The organism is Amycolatopsis sp. WGS_07 (assembly GCF_045278895.1).
Taxonomy (GTDB): domain Bacteria; phylum Actinomycetota; class Actinomycetes; order Mycobacteriales; family Pseudonocardiaceae; genus Amycolatopsis.
In genome coordinates, this window is the sequence record NZ_CP136053.1 from 9,363,377 (window position 1) to 9,381,056 (window position 17,680).

The window sequence follows — 17,680 nt, forward strand, 5'->3', positions numbered from 1 at the left end:
CGAGCCGGTATTCCCGGTCAGCGACCGCGCCACGCCAGCGGAGACAGCGTCGCCGCGGCTTCGGCGATTCGCCGAGCGGTCTCGGTGGCAAGCCCCTTGCGGCCGGACTCGATCCATCCGGCGACCCGTTCGACTCCGGTCTCTCGGTATTCGACCGCCTGCAGCAGCATTTCAACCTTGTCCGCGTCCTTGGCGCACTTCGCTTCGAGCGTCTCCCGGGTCTCGTACTCGTCGACCGCCGACCGCACCATGTCGCGAGCGCCGTCCGGCAGGCCTTCGGTCTGGTCGGCGGTGATCTCTCGCGGCTCGGGCTTGGTCAGGTACTTGCCCGCGGTGTGCGGGATGTCGCCGGTGCGGGTCTCCTGTGTGTCGTGCCAGATCGCGAGGAACGCGGCCCGCTCGGGGTTCGCGCCTTCCTCCGCGGCGAGCAGGGCGGCGATCTGCGCGGCGCGCAAGCTGTGCTCCCCCACCGATTCCGGGTCACGGACGCCGGCTTGCCACCATCCCGCACGGCGGATCCGCTTGAGCAGCCCCAGTTCATAGCCGAACGCGGCGAAGGCCGTGGCGGTCTCGTCTGACATGCGGTGATCTCCCTATCGGTTGGCGAGACGCAGAGCGTAGTGAAGGCCAGCGACCTGGTCGCGCCCCTCGCGCGACAGCACGTCGCAGGAGGAGAGCAGTTCCAGCGCACCGATCAGCGCGTCGCGTTCGGCGGACGGCCCGGTCAGCAGCGTCGGGCGGCTCGCCACGAGCGAATGCACGGTGTGCAGGTTGAGCGGCAGGTGCGGGGAGGACGGATCGAGGCGGCCCGCCAAGTGGTGCAGCAGCCGCTTGCCGGACCACGCCCGGGTGTCGGCCTCGGCCATGAAGCGGTCGTCGGACTGGTCGTCGGGCAGTTCGCCGATCCAGTGCGCCCAGTAGTTGAGGTTCGCGACCTCGGCGCGGGTGCCAGCGGTGCGGGAGACGAAGTCGTGCAGATGCGTGCCGTCGCCGGTCGACGCGAGCGCGACAGATGCCGAACGAGCTTCGAGGAGGCTAGTCACGTCGCCGTCCGCGATCGGCTGGCGGCCAGCGCTCGCTCACTCTCCGCGCAGCCACCGCACAACCTGGTCTCGATGATCGAACCCGAGGAGGTACACCGCCTGGCGGCGCAGCAGCGCCTCGTCCGGGCGCACGCCACGCTCGGCGACCGTCATCAGGTGGTCGAAAAACCGGGTCTGCTCATCGGCGCCCAACGTGGGGCCGGCCGCGACGGGACCGCGGCGCGGGACCTTGGAGGTGAACACCGCGAACTCGGGCGGCAGATGCCCGGTGAATGGCCACGTGATCAAGTTCGTGAGGGTCTTGCGGTGCACGGTCGCGGCCAGCGGGTGCAAGTCGGGGTCGACCCACGTGCTTCCGGCCGCGACACCGATCGAGAGGACGAGGTCGGCCTCGACCGCCGCGCGCAGGTGCCGGCCGGCCGAGGGAGGAGCGCCCAGCCGGGGCAGCCGGGCACAGAGCCGGACGAAATCTCCCGAGTTCATCGCGGAGACGGGTCTGCGTCCCGACTCCCACCCTTGAACGGTGCTTCCGTCGACCGCGAGACGTTCGGCCAGCCGTTCTTGCGTCAGCCCGGCGGACTCGCGTGCCAGCTTGAGCACGTAGCCCGCGACGACACCCGTGGACCGGCAACCCCGGCTCCCGGTCGATGTTGCCGATACTCCGCCCACGGACGCCCCCGGTCTGGCCTGTTCCCGTCGGACCGTACTCGTACCGCCGGTCCGTTCTGCCTGCCCGCTGGTGATCGTAACGTCACACAGTGCATTCGCGGACCGCTCGCCAGTCACGACGGGAAGGACGTGGTCTCCCGTGCCAGCAGTGATCTACCTCGATCCAGCCGCGATCCTTCCGGTGATCGAGAATGTCTGGCATCGCACCCGCTTGTCCCAGGTTCCGGCTCCGCGACAGCGGCAGCCGCGTTCGAAACGCTTGCCGAGCGCCGATCTCGCGGTGCGCTGACTCAGTGCCCGAGTTGCGATGTCATCTATCGGCGAGAGCAGGGCCTCGTCGTCCGGCCGAATCACCCCGGCCTGGCGCCACGGCCGCACCGACGGACACCAGCGTCATGACAGCGGCCGCGCCTCAACGCCGGAGCCGCGGGTACCGGCGTCGCTGCCACGCAGCCGACGACCGCGGCATCAATCCCCTGTTGCTGTTCTCCGATTGGCTCCGGCACGCCCCGGGATTCAACCGTCCAGCGCTGCCTCGTCCCCTGCCCCGCATTCGCTTCACCTGCAAGGAATGCCACGCGGAGGTGCTGGCGACCGCGTCCGGCTGTGACGCCTGTGGCGAACGCTTCTGGCGGAGCTGACCCCGTCGGTTCAGCAGACCAGCACATACACCCTGACCTGCGACGATGTTCCGATCAGCACCTGTCGGCTCCGCGTCACCGAGAACCGCCTTGTCCCAGATGGACCGGCCCGTGAAATGCTCTGCGCATGTTCGCGCTCCAACAGGACGAGCCTTCGCGCCGTGCCCCCGCGATCTGGCGGACGATGCTCAATCTCGACCGGGGCCTGGTGAACCTCGTCGGGCGGCTCACCGTCACCGGGTCGGTGCCTCGGGAGCTTCGGGGGAAGCCGCTGCTCATGGCGGCCAATCACATCGGCGTGTTCGACGCCTTCGTGCTCATGGCGGCGTGCAAGCGGATCGGCATCAATCCGCGGTTCATGCTCGCCGGCGGGATTCTCGACGCGCCGGTGATCGGCCCGGCCCTCAAAGTCAGCGGGCATCTGCGGGTGGACAGGGCGAAGGCGGCGACCGCGGTCGGGCAGTTCGCCGAAGCCGCCGAGGCGTTGCGGACCACGCGCGAGCCGATCGTCGTCTATCCGGAGGGGCGGATCAGCCACGACCCGGGGCTGTGGCCCGAGCGCGGCAAGACTGGTGCGGCAAGGCTCGCGCTCGCGGCGGGGGTGCCGGTGATTCCGATCAGCCAGTGGGGTGCGCACGAGGCCGTCTACTGGGGCACGGAGACGGTGAACGGGCCCGCAGACCTGGTGCCGCTGGCCAAATCCGGGTTGAGCGCGCCGTTGCGGCGGCCCCGGTTCAAGGTGCATTTCGGCACGCCGGTGGACCTCTCCGACGTCGAGCCGGAGCGGCCGGGCGCGGGGGTGCGCGCGCACGCCAAGATCATGCAGGCGATCACCGACGGCCTGGTCCCGTTGCGCCGCCACGAACCGATCCGTCCGCGGTTCTACGACCCGACGCGGCCCACCGACACGGTCAGTCCCTGGAAGCCGCAGCGCTGAGTCCGGATCGTGGGACGACCCGCCAAGCCCGGCTAGGGTCACGTGGTGTGAGCACCCGCATTCTCGTCGTCTACTACAGCGCTACCGGGAACACCGCCGCCCTCGCCGACGCGCTTGCCGAAGGCGCCGGTGAGATCGGCGCGGAGGTGCGTGTCCGCACGGTGGCCGAGACCGCGCCGCCGGAAGCGGTCGCCAGCAATCGGCGTTGGCAGGCCTGGGTCGACGCCGGTCCGCACCACGATCTCGCCACGCTGGCCGATCTGGAGTGGGCCGACGGGCTCGCATTCGGCACGCCCACCCGGTTCGGCGGGCCCGCCGCGCAGCTGAAGTCCTTTGTGGACACTACGGGCGGCCTGTGGGCGCAGGGGAAACTGGCCGACAAGGTGGCGACGTCGTTCACCTCGGCGTCCACCGCGCACGGCGGCCTCGAAGCGACTGTGCTGGCAATCAACAACATCTTCTACCACTGGGGCGCGATCGTCGTCCCCCTCGGCTACGCGGATCCGCATCTGCTGGAGTCCGGCAACCCCTACGGCGGCTCGTTCGTCTCGCGCAAATCCGCCGCACCGGACGACACCGCGCTGCGGGCACTGCGGATTCAGGGGCGGCGGCTGGCAACGATCACGACACACGTCGCGACGGGTCTGAAACGCCTGGAATAACTCAGTTTCGCTGGAGTGGTCCCGCTCCGTAATGTCCGGCGCGTGACCACCGAACTCCCCGTCCTGGAACAACAACCCCGGGTGATCCACCGGGGCCGCGGCCTCTCCCTCGTGCTGCTCGCCGCGGTCTTCTTCAGCACGTCCGGAACGCTCGCCAAACCGGTGATGGGCGCGGGCATGACACCGGAACAGGTGGCGGTGCTGCGGATCGGGACGGCGGGGATCCTGCTGCTGATCGGCACCGCGCTGTTCGCCCCGCAGTCGCTGCGGGTCCGGCGCGGGGAATGGCCGATGCTGCTCGGGTACGGCGCGCTCGGCGTGGCCGGCACACAGTTGCTGTATTTCATTGCCGCGGAACGGATTCCGGTCGGCATCGCGATCCTGCTGGAGTTCCTGTCGCCGGTGCTGATCGCGCTGTGGGTGCGCGTGGTGCGGCGTAAGCGGCTGCCGCGCATGCTGTGGTTCGGGATGGCCGTGGCGCTGGTCGGGCTGGCGCTGGTCGCGCAGGTCTGGCAAGGAATGCGGCTCGACGCGATCGGGCTGCTGGCCGGGATCGGCGCGGCGCTCTGTTCGGCCGGGTACTTCCTGCTCGGCGAACGCGCGGTCGCCGACCGCGAGCCGATCGGGCTGGTCACCTGGGGCATGGTGATCGGCGGGGCGCTCGTGAGCGTCACCGCGCCGCCGTGGACGCTGCCGATGGGCATGACCGGCCAGACCGTCCCGTTCGGACCGTGGACGCCGCCGTTGTGGCTGCTGCTGATCGGCCTGGTGGTGCTGTCGACGGCGATCCCTTACGTCGCGGGGATCTCCGCGCTGCGCCACCTGCCCGCCTCGGTGGCGAGCGTCGTCGGGCTGCTCGAACCCGTCACGGCGGCGGCGTTCGCGTGGGCGCTGCTGGGCGAAGCGCTGGCCTGGCCCCAGGCGGTCGGCGCCGCGCTGCTGCTCGGCGGCGCGTACCTGGTCCAACGACAGACCGCGGCGGTGGCCTGACTCCTTCTCCGGGTGGAGGCGGGAACCAACCTCGAGCGGGATGTGTCCAATCCGCGCACGCGCCACACTGGACGGCGCCGCACGAGAAACCAGGGGGATCTCATGAACAACCGACCGAGCAAGGCTCAGCAGCGCAGAGCGCGCAACGCGCTCGCCCGCCAGGCAGCGATCGTGCTGGTCGCGTTGCTGCTGGCGGGCGCGCGGCGCTGAATCAGCGCTGAATCAGTGCTGGCTCAGACCGGGATGACCGTCGGCACGATCATCGGCCGCCTGCGGTAGGTGTCGGCGACCCAGCGGCCGACGACCCGGCGCACCGCCTGCGCGATGCGATGGGTGTCGGTGATGCCCTCGGCCTCCGTGCGCGCCAGCTCCATCTCCACGAGCGGCACGACGGCGTCGAGGGCCTTCGGGTCGTCGGAGAACCCGCGGCCGGAGATCGTCGGGCTGCTCATCGCGCGGCCGGTGTTCGAATCGACCGCCAAGGTGATCGCGATGAACCCGCCCTCGCCGAGCACCAGCCGGTCGGACAGGGTCGACTCGCCGACGTCGCCGACGGACAGGCCGTCCACGTACACGTGCCCGACCTCGACCCGTCCGGTGCGCGAGGCCTTGCCGTCGACCAGGTCCACGACCACGCCGTCCTCGGCGATCACCACGTTGTCCGGCGCGACGCCGGTGCGGATGGCGAGTTCCCCGTTGGCGCGCAAGTGTTTCCACTCGCCGTGCACCGGCATGACGTTGCTCGGCCGGACCGCGTTGTACAGGTAGAGCAGCTCGCCCGCGGACGCGTGCCCGGAGACGTGCACCTTCGCGTTGCCCTGGTGCACGACGTTCGCGCCGAGCCGGGTCAGGCCGTTGACGACGCCGAACACCGCGGTCTCGTTGCCCGGGATCATCGAGCTGGCCAGCACGACGGTGTCGCCCGCGCGGATCGAGATCTGCCGGTGCTCGCCGCGCGCCATCCGCGACAGTGCCGACAGCGGTTCGCCCTGCGAACCGGTCGACACGAACAGCACCTTGCTCTCCGGCAGGGTGCTGGCCTGGTCGAGGTCCACGAGCAGGCCGTCCGGCACCTCCAGCAGGCCCAGTTCGGCCGCGATGCCCATGTTCCGGACCATCGACCGGCCCACGAACGCGACGCGGCGGCCGTGCCGGACAGCCGCGTCCAGCACCTGCTGCACGCGGTGCACGTGGCTGGCGAAGCACGCGACGATCACGCGCTGGTCCACGCGCCGGATGACGTCGTCGAGCACCGGGCCGATGTCGCGCTCGGGCATGACGAACCCGGGCACCTCGGCGTTGGTCGAGTCCACGCAGAACAGGTCCACGCCCTCGTCGCCGAGGCGCGAGAAGCCCGCGAGGTCGGTGAGCCGGCCGTCGAGAGGCAGCTGGTCGAGCTTGATGTCGCCGGTGTGCAGCACGACGCCGGCCGGCGTGCGGATGGCGACCGCGAGCGCGTCCGGGATCGAGTGGTTGACCGCGAAGAACTCGAGGTCGAACGCGCCGACCTTGCGCTTCTCCCCTCGCGCACCTCGATCAGCTTCGGCCGCTGGCGGTGCTCCTTGGCCTTGGCCGCGAGCAGCGCGTTGGTGAAGCGCGACCCGTAGATCGGGACGTCCGGGCGCAGCCGGAGCAGGAACGGGACGGCTCCGATGTGGTCCTCGTGCCCGTGGGTGAGCACGAGGCCGTCGATGTCGTCGAGCCGGTCCTCGATCGCGCGGAAATCGGGCAGGATCAGGTCGACGCCCGGCTGGTCGTCCTCGGGGAAGAGGACGCCGCAGTCGACGATCAGGAGCCTGCCGTCGTATTCGAAGACGGTCATGTTGCGCCCGACCTCGCCGATGCCGCCGAGCGCGACGACGCGCAGGGCTCCCTCGGGAAGTTCGGGCGGGAGGTGCGTCGGGCCGGGTCCGGCGGGAAGTGAGGTCACCGGGGCATTGTCCCAACGCTGGTGTGCGAGGTGGGGGCGGTGTAGGCCGCCTGCGAATCTGCTTGTGCCACCCGTGCACCATGCCAGTCCGAGGCCGCGCTGTCTTCCAGCGGCACGCCGCCCTGGGCGAGATCGGCCGCGATCTGCTCGAGCTGGTCGTCGAACGGGGCCACGATCGGCAGCCGCGGGTCGCCGATCTCGAAGCCGCGCAGGCGCAGCGAGGCCTTGCTGAACGCGACGCCGCCGACGCGCGACATCGCCCGCAGCACCGGCAGCATCGCGCGGTGGTTCGTGCGCGCGGTCGAGGTGTCGCCCGCCTCGTAGGCCTCGATCATCGCGCGGATCCGGCCCGCCACGACGTGCCCGATCACGCTCACCACGCCGACCGCGCCGACCGACAGCCACGGCAGGTTCAGGCCGTCGTCGCCGGAGTAGTAGGCGAGGTGGGTGTTCGCGATGACCTCGGAGCCCGCGATCAGGTCGCCCTTGGCGTCCTTCACCGCGACGATGCGCGGGTGCTCGGCCAGCCGCTGCAGCGTGTCGACCTCGATCGGCACGATCGAGCGCGGCGGGATGTCGTAGAGCATGACCGGCAGCTCGGTGGCGTCCGCGACCGTGGTGAAGTGCGCGTACAGCCCGGCCTGGCTCGGCCGCGAGTAGTACGGGGTGACCACGAGCAGGCCGTGCGCGCCCGCTTCGGCGGCGGCGTGCGCCTGCTCGATGCTGTGCGCGGTGTTGTTGGTGCCCGCGCCCGCGACGACGGTCGCGCGGTCGCCGACCGCCTCGACGACGGCGCGGATCAGCGTCGCCTTCTCCTGGTCGGTGGTGGTCGGGCTCTCGCCGGTGGTGCCGTTGATGACGAGGCCGTCGTTGCCGAGGTCCACGAGGTACTCGGCCAGTTCCTGGGCCCGCTTCACGTCCAGCGCGCCGGCTCGGTCGAAGGGGGTCGCCATCGCGGTGAGCACGCGGCCGAACGGACGTCCGGGCGCGGCGGCAGGTGAGGTGGACATGGCCACGACGGTACCTCGTCGGACCGCCGAACCCGGCCCCGACCTGGTGTGCCACCGGCAACTTCGGAGATTTTCCGCCGCCGCGGGCGTACCGGCGGAACTTCTCGCGCGGCTACTTCACCTTGGCGGTGATCTGCGCCGGGATCTGGTCGTTGTTCGCGCGCGAAAGGACGCAGTAGATCTTGCGGTTCGGGCCGCTGCTGCTGTCGCTGTCCGGCTGCACCTGCCACGCCTGCTGGGTCGGCACGATCGCCCGGTAGACCAGCCCCACGCGCTGCTGCTGCGGCACCACCGCGGAGTGGAAGGCCGCCGCACAGCGCGCTTCGGCCGCCCGGCTGAGGTCCTCCAGCCCGGGATACGGGGCGACCACCGCGTCGTCGTCGCTCCAGCTCTCCAGCGGAAGCGGGCTGGCGGCGTCGTAGACCTCGAGGGTGTGGTTCTTCTTGCAGTCGACGTTGTTGTCCGAGCTGATCACGACACCCGGCTGGACCACCGCGTTGTAGCAGATCTCGTACGAGGAGAACTTGGTTTTGAGGTAGCCGTCCGGGCCGTAGGTGACCGTTTCGGCCTGCTGCTCGTCCTTTGCGGGCGACCACACCGGCTTGCCGAGGAAGAACCCGCCGACCAGAGCCGCGACCACCAGCGCCGCGATCGCGCCCGCCCACAGGCCGCGGCGGCTTTTGCCTTCCGGCTTCGCGGCCATCCGGGTCGGCTGGCCGCCCACCCGGGTTTCCTGCTGCGGCAGCACCGCGGTGGCCGGACGTTGCGTCGGGCCGGTGGCGTGGGCGAGCTGAGCCCGCGCCTGCGCCGCGGTGAGCCGGGCTTCCGGGTTCGCGACCAGCAGGCCGAGGATGACCGCGGCGAGCGGGCCCTGCACGCGGGTCAGGTACGGCACTTCGGTCATGATCGCGTGCAGCGTCGCGGCCGTGGTGGGCCGTTCGAACGCGACGATGCCCTCGACCGCGAAGTACAGCGTCGCGCCGAGCGACCACAGGTCCGATTCCGGCATCGCCTCGCGGCCTTCGACCCGCTCCGGGGCCATGAACGCGGGCGAGCCGACGATCATCCCGCTCGTGGTGAGCCGCGGGTCGTCGATCGCGTGCGCGATGCCGAAGTCGGTGAGCTTCACCCGGCCGTCCGGCGCGACCATGATGTTGGCCGGTTTGACGTCGCGGTGCACGATCCCGGCGGCGTGCGCGGCCTGCAGCGCGGACAGCACCCGCTCCCCGATCAGCGCCGCCTGCTGCTCGGGCATCGGGCCGTGCGCGCGCACCAGGTCGGCGAGTGTGGGCGCCTCGACCAGTTCCATCACGATCCAGGTGGTGCCCTGGTCGGTGACCACGTCGTACACCGTGACGACGGCCGGGTCGTTCAACCGCCCGCCTGCCCGCACCTCGCGCAGAATCCGCTCGGAGAACACCGCGGCGCCTTCAGCTTCGGGCAGCCGCAGTTCCTTGATCGCGACCTGCCTCCCGATCACCTGGTCCTGCGCGCGCCACACGATGCCCATGCCGCCGCGGCCCAGTTCGCCGAGCAGCAGGTAGCGGCCGGCCACCACGCGGCCCGCGGGGGCCGTGCGGTTCGGGTCGTGCGGGCGGGTCTGTTCGTCGGTCACGGGGTCGGGCTCCTCGGTCGGCTTCGCGCAGATGCTAGTCCGACCCTCCGGCAGCCTTGCCGGTTCCGTCCGGTTAGGACCACCCAAGACTGACCCGGCCTGGCTCAGCCTGGCTCAGCCAGTGAACGTGAGCACGATCAGCACGACGTTGAGCAGGATGATCACCGCGGCGATGACCGAGGCGAGCACCGTGGTGGTGCGGCGGTTGACGTCCGCGCCCATCAGGCCGCGATCGGCGGTGAGCCGGATCAGCGGCACGAGCGCGAACGGGATCCCGAAGGACAGCACCACCTGCGACACCACCAGCGCCATGCTCGGATCGGCCCCCAGCGCCAGCACGACGATCGCCGGCGCGAGGGTGACGAGCCGGCGCGCCACGATCGGAATCCTCTTGCGCAGCAAGCCTTGCATGATCATCGCGCCCGCGTACGCGCCCACCGACGTCGACGCCAGCCCGGACGCGAGCAGCCCGATCGCGAACAGCAGCGCGACCCCGGGTCCGAGCGCCGCGGCGACCGCGCCGTGCGCGCCCTCGATGGAGTCGACGCCTTGCTGGCCTTGGAGATTCGTCGCGGCCACGAGCAGCATGCCGAGGTTCACCGCGCCGGCCAGCAGCATCGCGAAACCGACGTCGTAACGCGTAGCGCGCAGCAGCCGACGGCGGCCCTCGGGTCCCGGTTTGCCGTGCCGGTCGCGGACCAGTCCGGAGTGGAGGTACACCGCGTGCGGCATGACCGTCGCGCCGAGCATCGCGGCCGCGATCAGCACGCTGTCGCCGCCGCTGAACCGCGGGATCAGGCCGTGGGCGATCCCGGCGGCCGACGGCGGCTCCACGAACAGGCTCGCCAGGAACCCGACCGCGATCACCACCAGCAGCCCGGTCACGACGCGTTCGAACGGACGCTGGCCGCCGCGGTCCTGCACCGCGAGCAGCACCAGCGACACGGCGCCGGTGATCAGCCCGCCCACGATCAGCGGAAGCCCGAACAGGAGGTTGAGCGCGATCGCGCCGCCGACGACCTCGGCCAGGTCGGTGGCGATCGCGACGATCTCGGCCTGTGCCCAGTACCCGAGCCGCGCGCCACGAGAGAGCCGGTCGCGCAGCGCCTCCGGCAGCGACTGGCCGGTGACGAGGCCGAGCTTCGCCGACAGGTACTGCACCAGCACGGCCATCAGGTTCGCCGCGACGATCACCCACACCAGCAGGTAGCCGTAGCGCGCGCCGGCGCTGACGTTGGCGGCCACGTTGCCCGGGTCGACGTACGCGATCGCGGCGACGAACGCCGGCCCGAGCAGCGCCCATCCGGCCCGCAGCCGGGCCACGCCGCGCGGACGTGCCGCTTCCGCCACCGCCATGTGCGCCAACTCCTCGGTATCGGTCACCCCAACTTGAAGTTTAGGCACGCCGAACTTTGCCGGGCAAGGGTGGGCTGCGCCACGTCGCGCAGGATCTTTCAGGCAGGCAGGAGCACCTCGTGGCCGGCTTCGCGGAAGGCCGCCACGGCCCGGTCGAGGTCGTCCGAGCGCACCAGGATGTGGTCGGTGTCGAAAGTGGACAGCGAGAACAGCGCGACGCCCGCCGCCGCCAGCTCCGAGGCGAGCGCGGAGATGATGCCGGTGAGGGTGAATTCCAGCGGCCCGCGCACGGTGAACAGCCGCCAGCCCTCCTCGACGGTGCCGCCCTCGGGTTCGCGGCCGGTCGGGCAGATCACCGACAGCTCGTCCGGCGTGCGGGTCACCGACACGAGCGAGGGCTCGCCCGGCTCCAGCAGCTCGACGGGAACCGGGGCGTCGGCCGGCAGCCGCACCACGGAATACGGGCCGGGGCGGAGGTCGATCGTCAGGTGTTTCATCAGTGCGTTGTCAGCCTTCCAGCACCTTCGGGCTCGAGGCGATCTCGGTGCCGTCGGGCAGGGTTGAAATCGTGAAGTCGGCGAACACGTTGGCCGCCGCCTTGTGCAGCTGCCGCAAGCATTCGATGGCCAGCGAACGGATCTCGACGTCCGCGTGTTCGGTGGCGCGCATCGCGACGAAATGCCGCCAGGCGCGGTAATTGCCGGTGACGACAATGCGGGTTTCCGTCGCGTTCGGCAACACCGCGCGGGCCGCTTGCCGCGCCTGCTTGCGCCGCAGGGTGGCGCTCGGCGTGTCCGCGAACTTCTCCTCCAGCCCGGCGAGCAGCTCGTCGTACGCGGCCGCGCTGGCCTGCGTGGCCTGCACGAATTTCTCGTGCAGCACCGGGTCCTGCGCGATGACGTCCGGCTCGACGAACTCGGCCTCCCGCTCGGGAACGTAGCGCCGCGACAGCTGCGAGTAGGAGAAATGCCGGTGCCGGATCAGCTCGTGGGTGAGCGAGCGGGAGATCCCGGAGAAGTAAAAGGTGACCGACCCGTGCTCCAGCACGGCCAGGTGGCCGACGTCGATGACGTGCTCGAGGTAGCCGGCGTTGGTCGCGGTCGCGGGGTTCGGCTTCTCCCAGGACTGGTAGCAGGCGCGCCCGGCGAACTCGGCGAGCGCTTCGCCGCCCTCCGCGTCGGTGGACCACGGCACGTCCTCGGGCGGGAAGAACTCGGTTTTCGCGATCAGCTGCACCTTGGGCGGCACCGGTCTCGCTCCCCTCATGTCGGCTCCGCCAGCCTAACCCGGCGGCACCGGTGACATCACCGCGCCTTGACGTGACGTCACCATGACGCCATAGTGGTGTCATGGACTTGACGCCGTACATCGCGAACCTTCGCGAAGACCTCGCGAACACGGCCTCCGCCGGGGACGAGCAGACCCGGCGGGCGGCCGCGCTGCTGTCCTCTGCTCTGGAACCGGCGGTCCGGCTGACGCTGATGAACGCGCTGGCCGACCTGGCCGCCGAGGTGACCGCCGCCCTGCCCGGCCAGGTCGTGGACGTCCGGCTGGACGGCCGCGACGTGCGCGTGGTCGTGACCGGCGGCGAGGAGCGTTCTTCCTCCGCGCCTCCCCCGCCACCGCCCGCGCCCCCGCCGATCGACGGCGGCGACATCTCGCGGATCACGCTGCGGCTGGTCGAGCAGATCAAGGGCCAGGCCGAACAGGCGGCGGCCGCGCAGGGGTTTCGCTGAACACATTCGTGGCGCAGGCCGTGCAGGGGGCTCTCGGCCAGGCGCAGCAACACCAGCAACGGCACCACCGCTGGCAGGACAGCGGCAGCACCGAGACCAAGCTGCACGGCTGGGTCGAAGGCTAGAAGGGGGCATCACCATGGGCGAAAACCGGGACGATCAGGATCAGGGGAAGAACACCGAGGACCGGGCTGGGGAGCCTGGTTTCGGGACGGAAAGCGGGAGCAGCTCCGGCTCGGCTTCCGCGGAAGGCTCGTCTGGCGAAGCGACCTCGGAAAGCGCGGCGTCGTCGGGCGCTGCGGGCGGGACCGCGGCGGCTTCCGAGTCCAGTGCTGGGTCCAGTTCTGAGTCCACTTCGGACACTGCGGCCGGAACCGGCTCGGATGCCGCGGAACCGGGTCCGTACGTACGGCTGCAGGACTTCGAGGCCGACGGTCCGGTCGAGCTGGACCTTGGAGTCACGATCGGGCGGGTCGAGGTTGTGCTCGGCCGGGAATCCGGGGTGACCGTGCGGCTGCAGCACGATGCGGGCGAACAGCCATCGTGGGTGAACGGGGTCAGCAGCCTGCTGTCGTGGGTCGGCGAGAAGTTCGGGGAACAGCTCGGCGGCATGCCGGAGTTTTCGGTCGCGGACGCGGTGCGGCAGGCGCGGATCGAGAAGACCGGCAACCGGGTCGTCGTGCGGGCGGCGAAGGCGTGGCAGCTGCGGAACGTGCCGGTCGCGGTGACGGTCCACGCACCGGCCGGGTCGCACCTCGAAGTGCGCGCCGGTTCGGCGGACGTCACGGTGACCGGGGCCGCCGGCCGCGCGGACATCCTCACCGGATCGGGCGAGGTGTCACTGGAACGAGCGGACGGCGTGGCCACCATCCGCACCGGCACCGGAGCGGTGAAACTCGGCCCGACCCTGGCCGGACTGCAACTGCGCAGCGGAAGCGGCTCGGTCGAAGCGGCGTCGATCTCCGGCCCGGCGACGCTCGGCACCGGCACCGGAAACGTGTGGCTGGGCGCGGTCGAGGGCGACGTAATGGCCCGCACCGGCAGCGGAGACCTCTCGGTAGCCGACGCCGCTTCCGGCTCACTCGAACTGATCACCGGCTCCGGCGAGGTCCGCGTCGGCATCCGGGGCGGAGTACGGGCGGAAGTGGAACTGGCATCGGCAGCCGGGCGGGTTTCGAGCGAACTTGATGTCTCGGACACGCCGCCGGAGGGTGCGGTCGCGCTGAAGGTCCGAGCCCGCACCGGAACCGGCAACGCCGTGGTAACCCGCGCGGCCGGCTGACGGTTCCGCACGCGACATCCCGGCTGTTCTGGCCGACACCGCACATCCCAGGGCGCCGAGCAGCCGGATGCAAGGGGAGGCGGCGGGCCGCATCGGAGAAATCCGGGTGGCCCGCCGCTTCGTGCTGTGCGGGACTTCCTTTGCGCGCCAAGGCATGCCGCTGCGGGGTTTGCCGCGGGCGACGGCATGACCGCGGAGGGCTTCCTTGCGGGGCAGGCCACAGCCACCACGAACCTCCCTGCGCGCGCCGCGCCGCCGCGAGGAATCCCCGCCACGCCAAGCAGCAGCGAGAATTCCCGGCCGTGCCAGGCCTCCACCCTCGCCAAGCACAGTCGCAGTCGCCCGGGCCCCCGCGCCCCGCCAAACCACGCCCGGCGCGGCAAAGGCTTCCGCGACCGCCAAACCACAGCCGCCGCGGCAAAAGCTTCCGCGCGGGAGTCGTGAGCGCCAATCCCGGTTCTAACCGTGATCGCCACTCACGAGCCCCAGCTCACTTCACCGCGCGCCGCAACGCCCTCGCCAGATCGCCTCGCTCCCCCACGGCCACGCCGTCCAGGCCTTGCCATTCGGCCATCGTTCGCAGTTCCCCGGCCAGTTCCGTCGCTACCCGGGCCTGGTCCACACCCGGCTCGGCGAACGCGCCCTGCACCCGCAGCACTCCGGCCGCTCGGTCGGACTTCAGGTCCACTCGCGCCGACAGCTCCCCGTCCAGCAGGAACGGGAACACGTAATACCCGTGCACCCGCTTGGGTTCCGGCACGTAGATCTCGATGCGGTACCGGAAGCCGAACAACCGCTCCGTCCGTGCACGCTCCCAGATCAGCGGGTCGAACGGGCACAGCAAAGCCCGCCCGGACACTGTCCGCGGCGTGCGTGCTTCGGCGTGCCGGTACGCGACCGCGCGCCAGTCGTCGACCTGGACTGGCTCCAGGACGCCCTCCTCCACCAGCTCCTGCACGGCTTTCCGGGAGACGTCCGGGCCGAGGCGGTAGTAGTCGCGCAGGTCGGTTTCCGTTGCCACGCCCAGTGCACGCGCCGACCGGTCGATCAGGCCGCGCGCCCCTTCCTCCGCGGAAACCTTGCGGGACAAGATCTCCGGCGGCACCACCCGCTCGGTCAGGTCGTACAGCCGCTCGAACGACCGCCGGGTCCCGGTGCTCAACTGGCCGACGCCGAACAGGTACTCGCACGCCTTCTTCACCACCGAGCGTTCCCACCACGCCCCCGGCCCGCGCCGGACCGCCTCGGTCTCCAGGGCCTTCTCGATCGCTCCGGCGCCGATCGGGCCGTGTTCCTTCACCACCGCCAGCACGTCGTCGAGCAGGCCGGGCACGGTGTCGACCACGCGGGTGTAGTTCCGCCACCAGCCGTCGCGTTTCGCGCCGGACCGCAGCAGCGGCCAGTCTTCGATCGGCAGCAGGCTGGCCTCGTGCGCCCACGACTCCACCAGCAGCCTCGGCCTCCGCGCGCGGTGGCTCCACGCGGCGTCGTCGACCAACGCCGGGTCGTATGCGCCCAGACGCGAGAACAGCGGCATGTAGTGCGCACGCACGGCGACGTTGACCGAATCCAGCTGCAGCAACTGGACCCGCGACAGCACCTTGGCGAGGTGCCGCCGGGTCGGGGCCGAAGCGGGGCGGGGGTCGGCGAACCCCTGCGCGGCCAGAGCGGTGCGGCGGGCGGCGGAAAGGCTGATCTTCTGCATGATTCCGCCATGGTGCCAGCCACCCCCGACAGTTTCGGTACATTGCCCGCGTGAGTGCCGCCGAAGTCCGTCCCGCGAACCCGTCCGACGCCGCGGAGATCGCCCGCATCCAGCGGCTGACCTGGCGGGCGGCCTACGCCGACCTTCTGGGCGCCGAAGCCATCGACGAACTCGACAAGGCCGATCTCGAGGGCACCTGGGCGGAGACCATCGAGTACCCCGATTCCCGCGTCTACCTGGCCACTGAAGGCTCGTTCACGGTCGGCTACTGCGTCGCGGGGCCGGCTCCGCAGGACGAAGCCGCCGCGGCCGACGGGTCCCAGCCCGAGGATGCCCCCGGGTTGATCGCGTCGCTGGTGGTCGAACCGCGCTGGGGCCGCCGCGGGCATGCCGGACGGCTGCTCGCGACCGCCGCCGCCGATCTGCGCGCGAACGGGCTGAGCCGCGGCATCACCTGGGTCGCGCAATCCGACCACGCGACGCTCGGGTTCTATCGCCGAGCGGGCTGGTCCCCTGACGGCACCGTCCGCACGCTCGACACCGGCCGCGGCACCCTGCGCGAAGTCCGGCTCACCGGCACGTTGGAGCTAGAACTCACGCATTGACCGGTTCTTCGCGCTTCGCGAAGACGACCCAGCGCATCACCGAGTACATGAACACGCCCTCGCACGCCCCGGCGATCAGCCGCGACAGGTGGTATTCCATGCCCAGCGCGGACAATCCGGCCCCCAGGCCGAGCAGGAACGCCACGTAGTTCACCGCGATCGCGATCACGTACAGCACCGCCTGACGGCCCACCGGCGCGTGCGAACGGAAGTTCAGCGCGCGGTTCAGCACGAAGCTCAGCCCGAACGCGGCCACGTACGCGAGGCTGATCGACAGCCACACCGGCCACTTCAGCCCGCCGTGGAACAAAGTCAGCAGCAACAGGTCAACGCCGAACGTGAAACCGTTGATCACCGCGAAACCGAGGAAACTCGGCGCGACGATCCGCGACAATCCGAACGGCAGGATCCGCACGACGGCGGCGCACAGTCCGGCGAAACGGTCGGCGATCGGCACCCCAGGCACCTGTCCGATCCTGGCAGCGGAAGGTGTCCGCGACCGGTCCGCCAGGTGATCTTCTGGGGTTGGCGCCAGGGGAAAGAGTGGGGTTAACCCCCGTGATCTTTTCGTGACGGCTGCTAGCTTGGAGTGAGCAGGGCCAGGAACGGGGGTGACGCGATGGGATGGGTGCTCCTGACCCTCGGCGTCGCCTTCGGCTCGGCGATCGTGCCGCTGGTCAACGCCGAACTCTTCGTCATCGGCCTGTGCGCGAGCCAGCAGAGCGTGCACTGGCTGTGGCTCGGCGGCGCGGTGGCGGTCGGGCAGATCGCCGGGAAACTGCTGTACTACCTGGCCGCGCGCGGCTCGATCCGGCTCCCGAAATTCCTGCACGACCGGCTGCACCGCGAACGCCCGCTCACCCCGCGCCGGGTCCGCTGGCAACTGCGCACCAAGGCGATCCGCGGCAAGATCGAGGCGCTGCGCGAACGCTGCCAGCGCCATCCGCACTGGATGACCGGCACCTACGGGGTCAGCTCGCTCGTCGGGCTGCCGCCGTTCATGGCGACGAGCGTGCTGGCCGGAATGGTGCGGATGCGGCTGTCGACGTTCCTCGCCGCGGGGCTCGCGGGGCGGTGGGTGCGGTTCAGCCTGCTGGCGGCTTCGCCGGCGATGTTCGCCGGCTGGCTGCAGTAATTCCCTGCCAAGATGGCGTGATGCGCGAACTGGTCTGCCTCTCCGAGCGCAAACTCCGGCAGTTCGATCTCCAGTGACGGCGATGGCCGGGCCAGGGCCGGGTCGAGGGCGAGGTGAAGGTCCCCGGCGTCGGCGGGCTGAAGGTCGGCCCGGCCACCGGCGAGCCGCCCGCCTCTCTGGACGCGGTCATCTCCGCACTGGACTCCTCGGACCGAGCAGCTACCTGGTTCGCCGACGACAGCGTGCGTCACGGACACTGGGTGCAGTTCGGAGCAGCACCTCGCGGGAGCCTGGTCCGGCCGCGGCAACTACGACGCCGCCGGTGGGCAGCCGCTGTTCTCGGCGGGCGGGAACGACGACCTGA

General features: G+C 70.8%; 18 protein-coding genes and 2 pseudogenes. 9 read left to right on the forward strand and 11 right to left on the reverse strand.

Features of this window, described 5'->3' with window-relative positions; genetic code table 11:
• Positions 1–17: 17 nt before the first annotated feature.
• Genes RPX00_RS43985 through RPX00_RS43995 form a run of 3 tightly spaced genes read right to left on the reverse strand, consistent with a single transcriptional unit; the run spans position 18 to position 1,643 of the window.
• On the reverse strand, positions 18–581 hold the full coding sequence (locus tag RPX00_RS43985; protein ID WP_406634821.1) for an HD family hydrolase: 564 nt from the start codon (positions 579–581) through the stop codon (positions 18–20).
• Positions 582–593: 12 nt separating this feature from the next.
• Positions 594–1,043: a hypothetical protein gene (locus RPX00_RS43990; protein WP_406634823.1), complete on the reverse strand. Its 450-nt coding sequence runs from the start codon at positions 1,041–1,043 to the stop codon at positions 594–596.
• 36 nt (positions 1,044–1,079) lie between these two features.
• On the reverse strand, positions 1,080–1,643 hold the full coding sequence (locus tag RPX00_RS43995; RefSeq protein ID WP_406634825.1) for a multiprotein-bridging factor 1 family protein: 564 nt from the start codon (positions 1,641–1,643) through the stop codon (positions 1,080–1,082).
• Between the two features lie 208 nt (positions 1,644–1,851).
• Here RPX00_RS43995 and RPX00_RS44000 point away from each other — a divergent pair, with 208 nt between their 5' ends.
• From RPX00_RS44000 to RPX00_RS44015, 4 genes are all read left to right on the forward strand, one after another.
• Entirely contained in the window at positions 1,852–2,001 is a 150-nt protein-coding gene (locus tag RPX00_RS44000; RefSeq protein ID WP_406634827.1) for a hypothetical protein, read from the forward strand.
• Positions 2,002–2,480: 479 nt separating this feature from the next.
• Positions 2,481–3,290: a lysophospholipid acyltransferase family protein gene (locus RPX00_RS44005; protein WP_406634829.1), complete on the forward strand. Its 810-nt coding sequence runs from the start codon at positions 2,481–2,483 to the stop codon at positions 3,288–3,290.
• 47 nt (positions 3,291–3,337) lie between these two features.
• Positions 3,338–3,952, forward strand: coding sequence for an NAD(P)H:quinone oxidoreductase (wrbA, locus tag RPX00_RS44010; protein ID WP_406634831.1), 615 nt, complete (start codon positions 3,338–3,340; stop codon positions 3,950–3,952).
• Positions 3,953–3,994: 42 nt separating this feature from the next.
• Positions 3,995–4,942 (forward strand): EamA family transporter, encoded by a 948-nt coding sequence (locus RPX00_RS44015; RefSeq protein WP_406634833.1) that lies wholly within the window; start codon positions 3,995–3,997, stop codon positions 4,940–4,942.
• 233 nt (positions 4,943–5,175) lie between these two features.
• Here RPX00_RS44015 and RPX00_RS44020 read toward each other — a convergent pair.
• A pseudogene (locus RPX00_RS44020) lies at positions 5,176–6,731 on the reverse strand (ribonuclease J).
• Here RPX00_RS44020 and RPX00_RS44025 point away from each other — a divergent pair.
• Positions 6,612–6,866 carry a hypothetical protein gene (locus RPX00_RS44025; protein WP_406643347.1) on the forward strand — a complete coding sequence of 85 codons (255 nt, stop codon included), beginning with the start codon at positions 6,612–6,614 and terminating at the stop codon, positions 6,864–6,866. The pseudogene RPX00_RS44020 and the gene RPX00_RS44025 sit on opposite strands and share 120 nt — an antisense overlap.
• 2 nt (positions 6,867–6,868) lie before the next feature.
• Here the strand turns inward: RPX00_RS44025 and dapA are convergent, their stop codons facing one another.
• From dapA to thyX, 5 genes are all read right to left on the reverse strand, one after another.
• Positions 6,869–7,882 (reverse strand): 4-hydroxy-tetrahydrodipicolinate synthase, encoded by a 1,014-nt coding sequence (dapA, locus tag RPX00_RS44030; RefSeq protein WP_406634835.1) that lies wholly within the window; start codon positions 7,880–7,882, stop codon positions 6,869–6,871.
• Between the two features lie 112 nt (positions 7,883–7,994).
• Positions 7,995–9,497, reverse strand: a complete 1,503-nt coding sequence (locus tag RPX00_RS44035) for a serine/threonine-protein kinase (RefSeq protein WP_406634837.1) — start codon at positions 9,495–9,497, stop codon at positions 7,995–7,997.
• A 114-nt stretch (positions 9,498–9,611) separates the two neighbouring features.
• The gene (locus RPX00_RS44040; protein ID WP_406643296.1) at positions 9,612–10,853 is read right to left on the reverse strand and encodes an Nramp family divalent metal transporter; all 1,242 of its coding nucleotides are present in this window, start codon (positions 10,851–10,853) and stop codon (positions 9,612–9,614) included.
• A 98-nt stretch (positions 10,854–10,951) separates the two neighbouring features.
• Positions 10,952–11,350 (reverse strand): ACT domain-containing protein, encoded by a 399-nt coding sequence (locus RPX00_RS44045; protein ID WP_378299326.1) that lies wholly within the window; start codon positions 11,348–11,350, stop codon positions 10,952–10,954.
• Between the two features lie 10 nt (positions 11,351–11,360).
• Positions 11,361–12,119: an FAD-dependent thymidylate synthase gene (thyX, locus tag RPX00_RS44050; RefSeq protein WP_406634840.1), complete on the reverse strand. Its 759-nt coding sequence runs from the start codon at positions 12,117–12,119 to the stop codon at positions 11,361–11,363.
• Positions 12,120–12,202: 83 nt separating this feature from the next.
• Here thyX and RPX00_RS44055 point away from each other — a divergent pair.
• Together RPX00_RS44055 and RPX00_RS44060 are read left to right on the forward strand one after the other, a co-directional pair.
• Positions 12,203–12,714: pseudogene (locus RPX00_RS44055) on the forward strand (toxin-antitoxin system HicB family antitoxin).
• Between the two features lie 287 nt (positions 12,715–13,001).
• The gene (locus RPX00_RS44060; protein ID WP_406643298.1) at positions 13,002–13,871 is read left to right on the forward strand and encodes a DUF4097 family beta strand repeat-containing protein; all 870 of its coding nucleotides are present in this window, start codon (positions 13,002–13,004) and stop codon (positions 13,869–13,871) included.
• 490 nt (positions 13,872–14,361) lie between these two features.
• On the opposite strand, the gene RPX00_RS44065 is transcribed toward RPX00_RS44060, so the two are convergent.
• Positions 14,362–15,576, reverse strand: coding sequence for a winged helix-turn-helix domain-containing protein (locus RPX00_RS44065; RefSeq protein WP_406634842.1), 1,215 nt, complete (start codon positions 15,574–15,576; stop codon positions 14,362–14,364).
• A gap of 50 nt (positions 15,577–15,626) precedes the next feature.
• Between RPX00_RS44065 and RPX00_RS44070 the strand changes: the two genes are divergently transcribed.
• Positions 15,627–16,181 carry an N-acetyltransferase family protein gene (locus tag RPX00_RS44070; RefSeq protein ID WP_406634844.1) on the forward strand — a complete coding sequence of 185 codons (555 nt, stop codon included), beginning with the start codon at positions 15,627–15,629 and terminating at the stop codon, positions 16,179–16,181.
• Here RPX00_RS44070 and RPX00_RS44075 read toward each other — a convergent pair.
• Positions 16,171–16,647: a GtrA family protein gene (locus RPX00_RS44075; RefSeq protein ID WP_406634846.1), complete on the reverse strand. Its 477-nt coding sequence runs from the start codon at positions 16,645–16,647 to the stop codon at positions 16,171–16,173. The two genes, RPX00_RS44070 and RPX00_RS44075, sit on opposite strands and share 11 nt — an antisense overlap.
• A 153-nt stretch (positions 16,648–16,800) precedes the next feature.
• Here RPX00_RS44075 and RPX00_RS44080 point away from each other — a divergent pair, with 153 nt between their 5' ends.
• Positions 16,801–17,316: a hypothetical protein gene (locus tag RPX00_RS44080; protein ID WP_406634848.1), complete on the forward strand. Its 516-nt coding sequence runs from the start codon at positions 16,801–16,803 to the stop codon at positions 17,314–17,316.
• The last annotated feature ends 364 nt before the right edge of the window (positions 17,317–17,680 follow it).

Excerpts from the sequence above, each read along its gene's own strand:
- RPX00_RS43985 (WP_406634821.1), bottom strand. The coding sequence starts at position 581 with ATGTCAGACGAGACCGCCACGGCCTTCGCCGCGTTCGGCTATGAACTG.
- RPX00_RS44005 (WP_406634829.1), top strand. The coding sequence starts at position 2,481 with ATGTTCGCGCTCCAACAGGACGAGCCTTCGCGCCGTGCCCCCGCGATC.
- dapA (WP_406634835.1), bottom strand. The coding sequence starts at position 7,882 with ATGTCCACCTCACCTGCCGCCGCGCCCGGACGTCCGTTCGGCCGCGTG.
- RPX00_RS44040 (WP_406643296.1), bottom strand. The coding sequence starts at position 10,853 with ATGGCGGTGGCGGAAGCGGCACGTCCGCGCGGCGTGGCCCGGCTGCGG.
- RPX00_RS44045 (WP_378299326.1), bottom strand. The coding sequence starts at position 11,350 with ATGAAACACCTGACGATCGACCTCCGCCCCGGCCCGTATTCCGTGGTG.
- thyX (WP_406634840.1), bottom strand. The coding sequence starts at position 12,119 with ATGAGGGGAGCGAGACCGGTGCCGCCCAAGGTGCAGCTGATCGCGAAA.
- RPX00_RS44065 (WP_406634842.1), bottom strand. The coding sequence starts at position 15,576 with ATGCAGAAGATCAGCCTTTCCGCCGCCCGCCGCACCGCTCTGGCCGCG.
- RPX00_RS44080 (WP_406634848.1), top strand. The coding sequence starts at position 16,801 with ATGGGATGGGTGCTCCTGACCCTCGGCGTCGCCTTCGGCTCGGCGATC.